Source organism: Streptomyces sp. NBC_00690, from assembly GCF_036226685.1.
Classification (GTDB): domain Bacteria; phylum Actinomycetota; class Actinomycetes; order Streptomycetales; family Streptomycetaceae; genus Streptomyces.
In genome coordinates this window covers 2372800-2386648 of record NZ_CP109009.1, presented here as the reverse complement: position 1 = coordinate 2386648, position 13849 = coordinate 2372800, and the positions used below count along the sequence as shown (strand labels likewise).

Genomic DNA, 13849 nt, shown 5'->3' with positions numbered 1-13849 from the left:
CTCACACCCCATTCTGAGGAGTACGTCGGATGTCTTCTGACTTCTTCATTCCGGACCCCGAGGGTCAGGTTCCGAGCGCCGCGGGCTACTTCGGTGCCTACGGCGGCAAGTTCATCCCCGAAGCGCTCGTCGCCGCGGTGGACGAGGTCGCCGTCGAGTACGACAAGGCCAAGGTCGATCCGGCCTTCTCCGCCGAACTCGATGACCTCCTGGTCAACTACACCGGCCGGCCCAGCTCGTTGACCGAGGTCCCGCGGTTCGCCGAGCACGCGGGCGGCGCCCGGGTCTTCCTCAAGCGGGAGGACCTGAACCACACCGGCTCGCACAAGATCAACAACGTGCTCGGGCAGGCGCTGCTCACCCGACGCATGGGCAAGACGCGCGTCATCGCCGAGACCGGCGCCGGTCAGCACGGTGTCGCCACGGCCACCGCCTGCGCCCTGTTCGGCCTGGACTGCACGATCTACATGGGCGAGATCGACACCGAGCGCCAGGCACTCAACGTCGCCCGGATGCGGATGCTCGGCGCCGAGGTCATCCCGGTGAAGTCCGGCAGCAGGACCCTCAAGGACGCCATCAACGAGGCGTTCCGCGACTGGGTCGCCAATGTCGACCACACCCACTACCTCTTCGGCACCGTCGCCGGCCCCCATCCCTTCCCGGCCATGGTCCGCGACTTCCACCGGGTCATCGGGGTCGAAGCGCGCCGGCAGATCCTGGAGCGCACGGGCCGTCTCCCGGACGCGGCCGTCGCCTGCGTCGGCGGCGGCTCCAACGCGATCGGGCTGTTCCACGCCTTCATCCCCGATGAGTCCGTACGGCTCGTGGGCTGTGAGCCCGGCGGCCACGGAGTGGAGACGGGCGAGCACGCGGCCACCCTGACCGCGGGCGAGCCGGGCATTCTCCACGGTTCGCGCTCGTACGTCCTCCAGGACGACGAGGGCCAGATCACGGAGCCGTACTCGATCTCCGCCGGTCTGGACTACCCGGGCATCGGCCCCGAGCACTCCTACCTCAAGGACATCGGCCGGGCGGAGTACCGGGCGGTCACCGACGCCCAGGCGATGGAGGCCCTGCGGCTGCTCTCCCGCACCGAGGGGATCATCCCGGCGATCGAGTCCGCGCACGCGCTGGCCGGTGCGCTGGAGGTCGGTCGTGAGGTGGGCCCGGAGGGGCTGATCCTGATCAACCTCTCCGGCCGGGGCGACAAGGACATGGACACCGCCGCCCGCTACTTCGGGCTGTACGACGCAGAAGCAGGATCGGCAGAGGCATCAGAAGCAGGGGAGGCCGCCCGGTGAGCGGGAACAGAACGCTGTTGACGGACACCATCGCCCGAGCCGCGTCCGAGGACCGGGCCGCGCTCATCGCCTACCTTCCGGCCGGGTTCCCCACGGTCGACGGTGGCATCGAGGCCATCAAGGCGGTCCTCGACGGCGGCGCCGACATCGTGGAGGTGGGGTTGCCGCACAGCGATCCCGTGCTCGACGGGCCGATCATCCAGACCGCGGACGACATCGCGCTGCGCGGCGGAGTCAAGATCGCCGATGTACTGCGTACCGTCCGTGAGGCCCATGCAGCCACGGGCAAGCCGGTACTGGTGATGACCTACTGGAACCCGATCGACCGGTACGGCATCGAGCGGTTCACCAGCGAACTCGCCGAAGCGGGCGGAGCCGGGTGCATCCTGCCCGACCTCCCGGTCGAGGAGTCCACGGTGTGGCGCGAGCACGCCGACAAGCACGAGCTCGCCACGGTCTTCGTAGTCGCCCCGAGCAGTAGGGATGCTCGGATCGCCCGCATCACCGAGGCCGGTTCCGGCTTTGTGTACGCGGCGTCGCTGATGGGCGTCACAGGCACGCGCGAGTCGGTGGGAGCCCAGGCCCAGGATCTGGTCCAGCGCACCAAGGCCACCACCTCGCTCCCCGTCTGCGTCGGTCTGGGGGTGTCCAACGCGGTCCAGGCCGCGGAGGTCGCCTCCTTCGCGGATGGTGTGATCGTCGGCTCGGCGTTTGTGAAGCTGCTCCTGGAAGCCCGGGACAGCGCCGCGGGGCTGGCCGCCGTGCGCGATCTGGCCGGCGAACTGGCGGCCGGCGTCCGCAAGGGGCGCGCCGGCGCCTAGGACAGTCCGCTCGTACGTCGTCGCTCGTACGGGTGGAACCAGGACCGGGGAGGCGCGCAGGTGCCTCCCCGGTTCGTTTGCGGGATGTGAACGAGAAGAATCAGGCACCGAAAGGGACCGCGCGGGAGCGGCTCCAGCAGGAACGCGAGCGGGAGAAGGTGCGCGACAAGCGCCGACGGGTGCTCATCGTGTCCTCCGCCGTGGTCGCGATCCTCGCCCTGGCCGCCGTGGTCGGCGTGATCGCGGCCAATGCCGGCAAGGACAAGGACGGCTCCAGTCAGGCGGGGCCGCTGCTGGCCCCCTCCGGGGTGGCGGGCAAAGAGCAGCTCGCGATCCCCGTGGGCGCGGTCGACGCCCCCTCCACCCTCACGATCTGGGAGGACTTCCGCTGCCCGGTCTGCGCGCAGTTCGAGAACTACTTCCGCAAGACCATCCATGAGCTGGAGGAGTCGGGCCAGCTCAAGGTCGAGTACAACCTGGCCACGATCATCGACGGGAACATGGGCGGCACGGGCTCGCTGCGGGCGGCGAACGCCGTCGCGTGCGCCCAGGACGCGGGTTCGTTCGTCCCGTACCACGATGTGCTCTTCCAGAACCAGCCTCCGGAGCCGGACGACGCCTTCGGGAGCAATGACAAGCTGATCGAGTTGGCCGGCAAGGTGAAGGGGCTGGACACCCCTGGGTTCCGTAGCTGCGTACAGGACGGAAAGCACGACTCCTGGGTCCAGAAGTCGAACACCGCCTTTGTGAACGGTGGCTTCCGCGGCACGCCGACGGTGCTGCTGAACGGCGAGTCGATCTTCCCGGACAAGGCCGGCCAGCAGATCTCGGTCGCCAATTTGAAGAAGTGGGTCGCCGAGGCGAACAAGGGCAAGGAGCGGGGCACCGAACGACCCGCACCCGCACCCGAAGCCCCCTGAGGCGGGTCAGCCGAGGGCAGGGGCTGAGCCGGCTCGCCCTTGTCCTCGGCCCGCCGCTGGTGGCCGTCGCTTCTGATGGGGCCGGGGAGTCGATCGGGCGCTCCTCCACCTTGACCCGATGGGTGACGACCACCGGCCTCCGGGGCCCTGCGGCGCCCGGGCTCCTGCCCGTCCGGGCCCACCGGGCGCCGTGAGCACACCGGCGCCCCGGTGGAGGCCGTTCCGCCGGGCGGCTCGTTATGCAGACGTTGCCCGTCCGGGTTGCCGTCTGCGCCGTGCGGCAGGGTAGCGTCGGAGCTGCCATGGAACTTGCCTACATTCCCAGCCCGTCGACCGGAGTGCTCCAACTCGGACCCCTCCCGCTGCGCGGCTATGCGCTCTGCATCATCCTCGGTGTCTTCGTAGCCGTCTGGTACGGCAACAAGCGATGGATCGCCCGGGGCGGAAAGGCCGGCACGGTGGCCGACATCGCCGTCTGGGCGGTGCCCTTCGGCCTGGTCGGCGGACGGCTCTACCATGTGATCACCGACTACCAGCTGTACTTCAGCGAGGGCGAGAACTGGGTCGACGCCTTCAAGATCTGGCAGGGCGGCCTCGGGATCTGGGGGGCCATCGCCCTCGGCGCGGTCGGTGCCTGGATCGGGTGCCGCCGCCGTGGCATTCCCCTGCCGGCCTGGGCCGACGCCATGGCACCCGCCATCGTCATCGCCCAGGCCATCGGCCGCTGGGGGAACTGGTTCAACCAGGAGCTGTACGGCAAGCCGACGGACCTGCCCTGGGCGCTCAAGATCAGCGAGGGTGTGAACCGCGAGGCCGGCACCTACCACCCGACGTTCCTCTACGAGTCCCTGTGGTGCATCGGGGTCGCACTGCTGGTGATCTGGGCGGACCGGCGCTTCAAGCTGGGCCACGGCCGGGCCTTCGCCCTCTACGTCGCCGCCTACTGCGCGGGCCGTGCCTGGATCGAGTACATGCGGGTGGACGAGGCACACGAGGTGCTGGGCCTGCGGCTCAACGTCTGGACCTCGATCGTCGTCTTCGTGCTGGCCGTGGTGTACATCGTCGTCTCGGCGCGGATCCGGCCGGGGCGCGAGGAGATCGTGGAGCCCGATCGGGATGCGACCGGGACGACCGGTGGGACTTCGGCAGCCGGCGAGCCCGCTGAGAAGGCCGCCGCCTCCGAGAAGAGCCCGAAGGCTGAGAAGGCCGAAAAGGCCGAAAAGGCTGACCAGAGTGTGAAGGCTGACCAGGGCGAGAAGGCCGGCACGACGGGCGCCGAACCCTCCGAGGCTGCCAAGGGCGGCTCCGACGGGTCTGGCGGGTCCGACGACTCCGGCCCGTCCGCTGGCGGTGTGCAGTCAGGCGCGGCTGATGCCGATGGCGCGGTCGCCGATGCGGGATCGGCCAAGAAGGGCTGACCCGCGCACCAGGTGCGTACCGGCTCCGTACCGCCCGTTTTAGGGGGAGCTGGACGACGAGGCCGTCGGAGACCGAAAGGTCATCCGGCGGCCTCGTGTCATTTCCGGGGCGGTGCGCGACCGGGGATCAGAAGGTGTTCGCCCGGCGTGCGATGGACAGGGTGCGGCGGGCCGCGGCCACGATGGCGGCATCGACGAAACGGCCGTCGGGCAGCGCGAGCGCTCCCTCGTCGGTGGCCGCCGCGGTGATGACCTCCTCGGCAGCTTCGATCTCCCGCTGGGTGGGGCGGAAGGCGCGCTCGATGACGTGCAGCTGGCGGGGGTGGATGGCGGCCCGACCGAGGAAGCCGAGCGCCCGGCCGTGGGCGCAGGACGCGTACAGCGCGTCCAGGTCCCGAATGTCGGGGAAGACGGACTGCGGTGGGGGCGGCAGGTCGGCGGCGCGGGCGGCGACGACGATGCGGCTCCGCGGCCAGTCGAGTGCGGCGCCGTCCCGAACGCCGAGGTCGGCGCGGAGGTCGGCCTCCCCGAGGGAGATGCCGTGGACCGCGGGGTCTGCGGTGGCGATGGTGTACGCGTGCTCGATCGCGAGGGCCGTCTCCAGCAGGGGATGGAGCGGGACACCGGGGGCGAGTCGGGCGATCCGTCGGATGTCAGTGGCGTGTGCGACCTTGGGAACACGGAGGGCGGCGAGGCCGGGCAGCGCGGTGAGTGCCTCCACTGCCTGCTGGGTGAGCCTGGATCGGGGGGAGTTGACGCGTACGTGCACGGGCAGCGGTTGGGGCGTTGCGAGCAGTTCGGCGGTGGCGGTGAGGGCGTAGTCCTTGCGGTCGGGGGCCACCGCGTCCTCAAGGTCGATGATCACGGCGTCGGCGCCGGACACCAGGGCCTTGGCGACGACGCGCGGGCGGTCGCCGGGGACATAGAGATAGGTCAGGGGGATCATGGGCGGGGGCTTCGGGGGGAGCGGCGGTGTCAGAGGGTTCGCGAGAACCTGAGGGACTCGGGGGACCTGAGAGATTTGAGGGTCCTGGGATGTCTGGGACGCCTGAGATGTTTGAGGGATCTGGGGGATCTCGGGAGGGGTCATACGGCTCCCTGGGTGCGTAGTGCGGTGATGTCGGCAGCGGTCAGACCCAGTTCGGTCAGTACTGCCTCCGTGTCCGATCCATGGGCGCGCCCCGCCCATCGGATAGCTCCGGGCGTCTCGGACAGTCGGAAGAGGACGTTCTGCATACGGATGGGGCCCAGGTCCGGATCGGGCACCTCGGTGATGCTCTCCAACGCCCGGAACTGGGGATCGTCCATCACATCGCGGACGTCGTAGACGGGGGCGATGGCTGCTTCCGCCTTCTCGAAGGCGGTCAGGGCCTCGGCGCGGGTCCGCCGCCCGATCCAGTGGCCGACGGCCTCGTCGAGTACGTCGCAGTGGTCGGCGCGCCCGGCCCCGGTGGTGAACCAGGGCTCGTCGACCAGATCGGGGCGGCCCACCAGCCGCATCACCCGCTCGGCGATGGACTGTGCCGAGGTGGAGACGGCGACCCAGTGCCCGTCAGCCGTTCGATAGGTGTTGCGCGGGGCGTTGTTCCGCGAGCGGTTGCCCGTGCGGGGCTGGACATAGCCGAGTTGGTCGTACCAGAGCGGCTGGGGGCCGAGGACGGTCAGGATCGGTTCGATGATCGCCATGTCGACCATCTGTCCGCGCTCGGTGGTGTGGCGCGCGGTGAGGGCCGTCAGTACGGCGTAGGCCGTGGCGAGTGCGGCGATCGAGTCGGCGAGACCGAAGGGGGGCAGGGTCGGAGGGCCGTCGGGCTCGCCCGTGATGGCGGCGAAGCCGCTCATCGCTTCGGCGAGCGTGCCGAACCCGGGCCGGTGGGAGTAGGGGCCATGTTGTCCGAACGCCGTGACGCGCGCCAGCACCAGACGCGGATTGGCCGAGCTCAACTCGGGCCAGCCGAGGCCCCATCGCTCCAAGGTGCCCGGGCGGAAGTTCTCGATGACCACATCGGCGGTGGTGGCGAGTTTGAGCAGGGTGTCGCGTCCACCGGGGGCGGACAGATCGAGAGTGATCGTGCGCTTGTTGCGGCCCAGTACCTTCCACCACAGGCCGATGCCGTCCTTGGCCGGGCCGTGGCCGCGGGACGGGTCGGGGCGCAGGGGATGCTCCACTTTGATCACTTCGGCGCCGAAGTCGCCCAGCATGGTGGCGGCGAGAGGTCCGGCGAAGAGGGTGGCCAGATCGAGGACGCGCATCCCGTGCAGGGGTGCGTGGGGGGTGTGCGATGGCTCAGTCATGAGGCGTTGTCGATCTCCGAGCGGTACGGCATGGAGGTGGATGCGCCATGGCGCTGGACGCAGAGGGCGGCGGCTGCGGAGGCCCAGCGCAGGGCTTCGGCCATGGGCCGCCGCTCGCCGAGGGCGACGGCGAGGGTGCCGACGAAGGTGTCGCCCGCTCCGGTGGTGTCCACCGCCGTCACCTCGGGAGCGAAGACGGTGAAGGGCTCGGTGTCACGGCTTGCGTGGAGACTGCCGGCCGCGCCGAGGGTGATCACGACCTCCGGCACTTTGCGCAGCAGTTCGACCGCCGCCTGATGGGGGTCGGCGGTGCCGGTGAGCGTCGCGGCCTCGTGCTCGTTGGGCACCAGGAGGTCGACGGCGGACAGGAGTTCGTCGGAGAGCGGCTGGGCGGGCGCCGGGGTCAAAACGGTCCGTACGCCGTGTCGACGGGCCGCGCGTGCCCCGTCGAGTACGGCGCTCAGCGGGAGTTCGAGTTGGAGGAGGAGCAGATCGGCGGTAGCGATCAGGGTTTCGTCACCGGGGGCGAGCGCGGTGACCGTGCCATTGGCGCCCGGCACGACGACGATGGCGTTGCCGCCGTCGTCGTCGACGACGATGTGGGCGGTGCCGGACGGGCCGTCGGCCGTGCGCAGCAGATCGATGTCGACCCCGGAGGAGATCAGGGTCTGTCGTAGCTGGTCGCCGAAGGCGTCCGAGCCGACCGCGCCCATGATGGTGACTTCACCGCCCGCTCGTGCGGCGGCGACGGCCTGATTGGCGCCCTTGCCCCCGGGGACGGTGCGGAACTCCCGCCCGGTGACGGTCTCCCCGAGCTTCGGTGCGCGGGCGACGTAGGCCACCAGGTCCATGTTGGTGCTGCCGAGCACTGCGATGCCGGTCATGGGCGGAGCGCCTCCTGGTGGGTGAGGTGGGCGAGCGCGTCGAAGCCGATGCCGTCGAACGCGCCGATGGACGTGGAGAGGCGGTTCTTCAGGGGTGCGGTCCACCGCTGCGGAAGCGCTTCGGGCCGTCGGGCGAGCAGCCCCGCGAGGGAACCTGCGGTCGCACCGTTGGAGTCGGTGTCCCATCCTCCGCTGACCGCACGGCAGATGGATCCGGCGAAGTCCCCGTCGGCATGGGTCAGGGCGGCGGCGAGCAGTGCGGCATTGGGGATCGCATGGACCCAGTGGTAGCCGTCATGGGCGGTGTGCAGATGGTCGACGACGGAGTCGAAGTCCGCTTCCTGGCGGGCGATGTCGATGGCTTCGCGGACCGCGCGGGCCAGCCGGGAGGCGGGGGGTACGACGCTGAGGCCGATGGACAGGGCTCGGTGGACGTCGACGGCGGGCTCGGCAGCCGCCGCGATGGCGGCGGCGATGAACATGGCGCTGTGGACACCGCTCCCGGTGTGGGTGAGTGCGGCGTCCCGTTGAGCCTGGGCGGCTGCTGCGCCCGGGTCGCCGGGGTTGGTCCAGCCGTGGACGTCCGCCCGGATGGCGGCCCCGATCCACTCCCGGAAGGGGTTGCGGTGGCGGGCGCAGAGCGGGGGTTCGAGACCGAAGAGGAGATTGCGCAGGGCGATGCGCTCCGCGGTGAAGGTGCGCCCTGCGGGCAGTTCGTCGAGCCAGAGCCGGGCCACGTCGTCCGTGCGGAAGTCGCGCCCGTACCGCTGGAGCAGCAGCAGGTTGAGCAGCGGGTAGTTGAGGTCGTCGTCCTCGGGCATCCCGTCGATGTTCTCGGCGAGCGAGGTGGCTGCGGAGCGTCGGTTCCACGGGTGGGCGCGGCCCAGTTCGGTCGGTAGGCCCCGTGCGGTGAACCAGTTGTTCAGGGGCCAGTTGTCGGTTGCGCGACCGATGGCGCGGATCGCGGCCAGCGGGAGCTTTTCGACCGGCTTGCCCAGCAGACAGCCGGCCGCCCGGCCGAGCCAGGCCGCGTGGAGGGCCTGGAGGTGTGGTGCCGGTGCGCTCTCGAACGGCGACGGTGAACCGAATGGATGGACGCCGTCGACCGGGGCTGGCGAGCCTCGTTCGGGGGGCGCGGGCCAGTCGGGGCAGAGGGCACGGATGGCGTGCAGCTCGGTCGGCTCGGTCGTCGCCAGGGGCGCAGGCAGGTCCGCCAACTCGTCGAGGAGGCGCAGCGCGAGGGCGCGCAGTTCGGTGGGAGCGGGTGACGCGGACGCTCCCGCGGTGGGTGGAGGTGCGGCTCCGCCCGCGAGGTGCCAGCGGGCGGCGATGGCCCGCGCGTCCCGGCCGTCCTCCGATGCCTGCCGCAGCTCATGGCCGATGAGGTCCTCGGGCTGTACCCAGGTGAAGCGCAGTTCGGCAGAACGCGTGGTGTCCGTACGAGAGGTGTCCGTACCCGGTGTGTCCGTACCCGGTGTGTCCGTACGAGAGGTGTCCATACGCTGCCGGTCGCCGTCCCGGCCCGAAGCTGTCCGACCCCCATGAGGGTTCGGGTCGTGGGTCGGCGGTGCTGCGCTGGAACCGGGGGCAGGGGCGTGCAGTGGTGCCGGGGCCTTCATCGTGCTTCCGCGGTGAGCAGGGCAAACGCGGATTCATGGGCGCGTCTGCGCTCACGGTCCCGGGCGAAGACCTCACGGGCCACCGCGGCGAGTTCGAGCGCCGGGGCGTGCAGATCGAGCCGGCTGGCCTCGGCGACCCGCTTCGCCCAGTCGTAGGGGATGGCCGACTCGCCCTGGAGCGCCCCTGCGATCGCCCCGGCCATGGTGGCGATGGAGTCGCAGTCCCGGCCGTAGTTCACGGCGCCCAGCACCGTGTGGCGGTAGTCGCCCGCCCCGACGATCAGCATGCCCAGTGCCACCGGGAGTTCTTCGATCGCATGGAGCCGGGAGGCCCTGCGGGCGGCCAGGGACGGTGCGCGGTAGTCGGATCCGACGGTGTCGAAGGGGGCGACCGCGGCCCTGAGCGGGGACAGCGCCGATTCGAAGTCCGTGTAGCCGCTGGCGACGTCGGCCACCGCTTCGATGGCCGACCGGGTCCCGTCCTTCGCCAGCAGCAGTGTCGCCTCCAGTACGGAGGTGGGTGTCGCTCCGGGGCGACAGGCGGCGGCGACCGCGGCGGCGAAGACTCCGGCCGCCTCGCGCCCGTACGAGGACTGGTGCGCGCCCGCGATGTCCAGGGCCTCGGCGTAAGCGGCCTCGGGGTGGCCCGCGTTGACGAGCCCGACAGGGGCCATGTACATCGCCGCACCGCAGTTGACGATGTTTCCGTAGCCGGCCTCGCGCGGGTCGTGGTGACCGTAGTGGAGCCGTGTCACCAGCCACTTCTCGGCGAGGAAGATGCGCTGGAGGGGCAGGGCGGCTGCTTCGAGTTCGGGGATCCACCGGGGGGTGGAGATCAGGTCCGGCACCAGGTGGTCGGCGATCGCGTAGGCGTCCAGGTGGTCACGTACCCGGGCGTACACCCGGATCAGGGCGTGCGTCATCAGGGTGTCGTCGGTGATGTGGCCGTCGCCCTTGTGGTACGGGGCGAGGGGGCGGGCGGTGCGCCAGCGTTCGCCGTGCCAGGGGCCGACGATGCCGTGGATCCTGCCGCCGTGCCGTTCGGCGATCTGCTCGGGTGAGTACCCCTCCACCGGGCCACCCAGCGCATCGCCGACGGCTGCGCCGATCAGACTGCCGGTGATCCGGTCATCGAGGGTGGGGGTCGCGAGCGTGAACCTCTCGGATTTCAGCGTCATGCCGGAATTGTCCACCCGGGGCGGTCAGTTCCGTGTGTGCGAGCAACTCGGCGAGTTCGACGAGATCGGTTCCCGCGAGACGCGGAAGCGCACACCCCGCGAGGGTGCGGCAGGCGTCTCGCCAACTGCCGGGGATGGCGTCCCCACCGCCGAGTGCGCCGGTCAGTGCCCCGGCGAGGGCGGGCGCCGAGTCCGCGACCCGGGAGAGGCAGGCCGCTGCCGGCACTGCCTCGGCGACCCGGCCGCGGGCGGCGGTGGCGACGGCGAGCGCCACCGGCACGGTCTCGGCGGCGGCGATTCCATAGCTGTAGACGTGGTCGACGATCTGATGTTCCAACAGGGGGACGAGGTCGAAGGCGGCGTCCGCGTCCCGGGCGAGTTTGACCGCGTGCTGGGCGTTGCGGCCGATCTCGGTGCTGTCGGGGAGTTGGGCGAGCGCCGCGTCCACCGCCTCGTCGACCCGGGCGCCGCCGAGCGCTGCCGCGATCGCCGCGGCCATCGCCCGTGCGCCGTGCACTCCGTCCCCGTCCTGGGTGTAGCGCGCGTCGAACTCGGCGAGCGTCGCCGCCGAACTCGGGTCCCCGGGGTGGGCGACGGCCAGGACCACCGCCCGTACACAGGCCGCGTCGTCGAAGTAGTGGGGGTTGTCATGACCGGTGGCTGGCGGGCGCAGTCCGGTGGCCAGGTTCCCGAGTCCCGCCCGTACCGAGATCCGTGCCCGCAGGGGCAGAACCGCCGATTCGACCTCGGGCGCCCGCTCGGCGGCGGCGGCGATCGCGGCGGCGAGGGAGTTCCAGGCGAGGTCGACCGCGGCCCTCATCCGTCGGGCGGGCGGTAGGGACGCGAACAGCGGGCCGGCCGCGGTGAGAAGGGTCTCCGCGGTGAAGGCGGCCCACTCGGCGTCGTCGGACGGGCCGAGCCGCAGCGGCTCGGGCGGTTGGTTGAGCGCGATGGGCACGGGCAGGGTGGTGGTGGCGTTCTGCTCGGCGAAGGTGTCGAGTTCACGGGTGAGCCGTCGGGTCCACTCGGGCATCCGGGCGGCCCGGTGGCGGGCGGCGGGCCAGCCCGCCGCGTCCCCGGCGGCGAGCCCGAGCAGCAGACCCTCGATGGCCCGGGGCGCCGGGGCCCCGTCCCGGCCCGCGCCGCCGTTCCTCACGAGGCGACCTGCGGATCGTCGTCGGGCATCAGCAGATCCGCGATGTCCAGGATGTGCTGTCCCCTCATCGAGGGAAGGCAACTGCCCCGCACCGGGCCGATCGCCGATGACCACTCGACGGGGATCGCCGACGCGCCGAAGACCGCGCCCGCCAGCGCACCCGCGACCGCCGCCGTCGTATCCGCGTCGCGCCCCATGTTGACCGCCGTGAGCACGGAGGTGCGGAAGTCCCCCCGGGCCGCGGCGAATGCGCCGAACGCCAGCCCCACCGCCTCCGGGGCCAGGTCCGTCCAGGGGTAGCCGCCGATCACCACCGAGGAGCGCACGGCGCGTTCCATGGTCAGGGTGTCCTCGTACACCCGTTGGGCCGCCACCACACCGCGGCGCAGCGAGCGGGAGGTCCAGGAGTCGAGGGGGATCACCGAGAGCGCCGCGCCGATCACCCCGGCCGGACCGGCGCCGGCCATGGCGGCTGCCACCCCCGCCGCCACCGCTTGGCCTCCGTAGATGCCCTCCCCGTCATGGCTGACCGTGCCGTCGATGGCGACCAGCCTGGCCGCTTCGAGCGGACGCCCCGCGGCGAACACCCCGAAAGGGGCCGCCCGCATCGCCAGTCCGTCGCTCCAGGCGTGCCGGTGCTGGGCCGAGATGGGCGCGGCCAGACCGCGCCGTAGGTTCTCCAGGGTGCCGCGCTCGCTGAATCCCGCGCCGCGGAACGGGCCCTCGTCCAGATCGGCGATCCAGTGGTGCCACGCCTTCTCCACATGGGCCACGGTGAGCGCGGAGCCGTGCCGGGCCAGGAGCAGCCCAGAGAAGATCGCGTACTCGGTGTCGTCCGTGCCGGCCGGATCGTCGCTGACGAAGCCTTCGATGCGCCCCCAGCGCCTACGGATCTCCGAGGGGCGCAGATTCTCCGCCGGGGCGCCGAGAGCATCGCCCACGGCCAGTCCGAGGAGGGCGCCGCACGCGCGATCCCTGAGCATCGAGTACGGCACGGGGGCGGGTGGCGCCGAGGGGCGCCGATGCCTGCTCCCGAGAGGGTCTGTGGGGTGGCAGACGGCCAACTCCATGGGGCGGGCCCCTTTCACGCGCGAGTCAGGTTGCGACCATCTGTGCCCCGAGGCGGGCAACACGAGTCAGACAATCGCCTCTTGTCACCCCAAATATTCTCCAGCGTCGGGGAGGTAAGTACGGCCTGCCTTCCTAGCGCGCCCCTTACTTCGCGCGTATTTTCGAGTTGTTCGACAGGTGGCGAGATCGATTGATCCGCAGCCGGGAACACAGGAACACGGCAGGAAGAGGGGAAAGCGTGTCCATCATGGAAACCGCGGCGCCGCTGCACGAGGCGCACCGGGACAACCACTCCCACCGCGATGTCAACGGTGGCTGGCTGCGTCCCGCGGTCTTCGGCGCGATGGACGGACTCGTCTCCAACCTGGCGCTGATGACCGGAGTCGCGGGCGGCGCGGTCGCCCAGCAGACCATCGTCATCACCGGCCTCGCAGGGCTCGCCGCGGGCGCGTTCTCGATGGCGGCCGGAGAGTACACCTCGGTCGCCTCCCAGCGAGAGCTGGTCCAGGCGGAGTTGGAAGTGGAGCGCAAGGAGCTGCGCAAGCATCCCGTCGACGAGATGGAGGAGCTCGCCGGGCTCTACGTCTCCCGCGGTGTGGAGCCCGCACTCGCCCGTGAGGTGGCCCTCCAGCTCTCCCGGGACCCCGAGCAGGCCCTGGAGATCCATGCCCGCGAGGAGCTGGGCATCGATCCGGACGATCTGCCGTCACCGCTGGTGGCCGCAGTCTCGTCCTTCGGCGCGTTCGCGCTGGGTGCGCTGCTGCCCGTCCTGCCCTATCTGCTGGGAGCGGCGGAGCTCTGGCCCGCGGTGCTGCTGGCGCTGGTGGGTCTCTTCGCCTGTGGCGCGCTGGTGGCCCGGGTGACGGCGCGCAGCTGGTGGTACAGCGGACTGCGGCAGCTGGTGCTGGGCGCAGCGGCGGCGGCGATCACCTATGGACTCGGATCCCTGCTCGGTGCGGCCCTCTAGGTCGGGTCTTCGAAGGCACTCCCTGGCGAGGCCCGGGCGCCGCCGTAATTCGTACAGTCTCCGCAGATGACGCGCCCCGTGTGCGCCTGCCGCGCTGCCCCGGCGCGGCAGGCGCGGTGACTGTGGGTCTTCGCAGGCCACGCGAGTGTGACGGACGTCCCCGAGCCGGATTCCGGCGAGAGTGAGACACTATGCATGGCGCCGCAAAAACAGTCATGT

At 71.1% G+C, this 13849-nt stretch carries 12 protein-coding genes; 5 read left to right on the top strand and 7 right to left on the bottom strand.

The window, feature by feature from the left end; genetic code table 11:
- Positions 1–29 precede the first annotated feature (29 nt).
- The 4 genes from trpB (at position 30) to lgt (ending at position 4460) form a co-directional block, all read left to right on the top strand.
- Positions 30–1301: a tryptophan synthase subunit beta gene (trpB, locus tag OID54_RS10530; protein WP_329017305.1), complete on the top strand. Its 1272-nt coding sequence runs from the start codon at positions 30–32 to the stop codon at positions 1299–1301.
- Positions 1298–2122, top strand: coding sequence for a tryptophan synthase subunit alpha (trpA, locus tag OID54_RS10525; RefSeq protein WP_329017302.1), 825 nt, complete (start codon positions 1298–1300; stop codon positions 2120–2122). Before trpB ends, trpA begins: the two co-directional genes overlap by 4 nt.
- An 86-nt stretch (positions 2123–2208) precedes the next feature.
- A complete protein-coding gene (locus OID54_RS10520) occupies positions 2209–3042 on the top strand; it encodes a DsbA family protein (RefSeq protein ID WP_329017300.1) in 834 nt (277 codons plus the stop codon).
- A 302-nt stretch (positions 3043–3344) separates the two neighbouring features.
- Positions 3345–4460, top strand: coding sequence for a prolipoprotein diacylglyceryl transferase (lgt, locus tag OID54_RS10515; protein ID WP_329017297.1), 1116 nt, complete (start codon positions 3345–3347; stop codon positions 4458–4460).
- 127 nt (positions 4461–4587) lie between these two features.
- Here lgt and OID54_RS10510 read toward each other — a convergent pair whose 3' ends face one another.
- The 7 genes from OID54_RS10510 to OID54_RS10480 all read right to left on the bottom strand — a co-directional run bounded on the left by OID54_RS10510 (position 4588) and on the right by OID54_RS10480 (position 12662).
- Positions 4588–5406 carry an HpcH/HpaI aldolase/citrate lyase family protein gene (locus OID54_RS10510; protein WP_329017294.1) on the bottom strand — a complete coding sequence of 273 codons (819 nt, stop codon included), beginning with the start codon at positions 5404–5406 and terminating at the stop codon, positions 4588–4590.
- A gap of 140 nt (positions 5407–5546) precedes the next feature.
- Complete coding sequence (locus OID54_RS10505; protein ID WP_329017292.1) at positions 5547–6755, bottom strand: CaiB/BaiF CoA transferase family protein; 1209 nt, start codon at positions 6753–6755, stop codon at positions 5547–5549.
- A complete protein-coding gene (gene rbsK, locus OID54_RS10500) occupies positions 6752–7639 on the bottom strand; it encodes a ribokinase (RefSeq protein ID WP_329017290.1) in 888 nt (295 codons plus the stop codon). The genes OID54_RS10505 and rbsK overlap by 4 nt, the downstream gene beginning before the upstream one ends.
- Entirely contained in the window at positions 7636–9138 is a 1503-nt protein-coding gene (locus tag OID54_RS10495; RefSeq protein WP_329017286.1) for an ADP-ribosylglycohydrolase family protein, read from the bottom strand. The genes rbsK and OID54_RS10495 overlap by 4 nt, the downstream gene beginning before the upstream one ends.
- Positions 9139–9254: 116 nt before the next feature.
- Positions 9255–10436: an ADP-ribosylglycohydrolase family protein gene (locus OID54_RS10490; protein ID WP_329017283.1), complete on the bottom strand. Its 1182-nt coding sequence runs from the start codon at positions 10434–10436 to the stop codon at positions 9255–9257.
- On the bottom strand, positions 10387–11592 hold the full coding sequence (locus OID54_RS10485; RefSeq protein WP_329017281.1) for an ADP-ribosylglycohydrolase family protein: 1206 nt from the start codon (positions 11590–11592) through the stop codon (positions 10387–10389). Before OID54_RS10485 ends, OID54_RS10490 begins: the two co-directional genes overlap by 50 nt.
- Positions 11589–12662 carry an ADP-ribosylglycohydrolase family protein gene (locus OID54_RS10480; RefSeq protein WP_443055558.1) on the bottom strand — a complete coding sequence of 358 codons (1074 nt, stop codon included), beginning with the start codon at positions 12660–12662 and terminating at the stop codon, positions 11589–11591. Before OID54_RS10480 ends, OID54_RS10485 begins: the two co-directional genes overlap by 4 nt.
- A gap of 239 nt (positions 12663–12901) precedes the next feature.
- Here OID54_RS10480 and OID54_RS10475 point away from each other — a divergent pair, with 239 nt between their 5' ends.
- Positions 12902–13630: a VIT1/CCC1 transporter family protein gene (locus OID54_RS10475; protein WP_329017278.1), complete on the top strand. Its 729-nt coding sequence runs from the start codon at positions 12902–12904 to the stop codon at positions 13628–13630.
- Positions 13631–13849 lie beyond the last annotated feature (219 nt).

What these genes read in the sequence shown, in the direction of transcription:
- trpB (WP_329017305.1), top strand. Translation starts at nt 30, where the DNA reads ATGTCTTCTGACTTCTTCATTCCGGACCCCGAGGGTCAGGTTCCGAGC.
- lgt (WP_329017297.1), top strand. Translation starts at nt 3,345, where the DNA reads ATGGAACTTGCCTACATTCCCAGCCCGTCGACCGGAGTGCTCCAACTC.
- OID54_RS10510 (WP_329017294.1), bottom strand. Translation starts at nt 5,406, where the DNA reads ATGATCCCCCTGACCTATCTCTATGTCCCCGGCGACCGCCCGCGCGTC.
- OID54_RS10505 (WP_329017292.1), bottom strand. Translation starts at nt 6,755, where the DNA reads ATGACTGAGCCATCGCACACCCCCCACGCACCCCTGCACGGGATGCGC.
- rbsK (WP_329017290.1), bottom strand. Translation starts at nt 7,639, where the DNA reads ATGACCGGCATCGCAGTGCTCGGCAGCACCAACATGGACCTGGTGGCC.
- OID54_RS10495 (WP_329017286.1), bottom strand. Translation starts at nt 9,138, where the DNA reads ATGGACACCTCTCGTACGGACACACCGGGTACGGACACACCGGGTACG.
- OID54_RS10490 (WP_329017283.1), bottom strand. Translation starts at nt 10,436, where the DNA reads ATGACGCTGAAATCCGAGAGGTTCACGCTCGCGACCCCCACCCTCGAT.
- OID54_RS10480 (WP_443055558.1), bottom strand. Translation starts at nt 12,662, where the DNA reads ATGGAGTTGGCCGTCTGCCACCCCACAGACCCTCTCGGGAGCAGGCAT.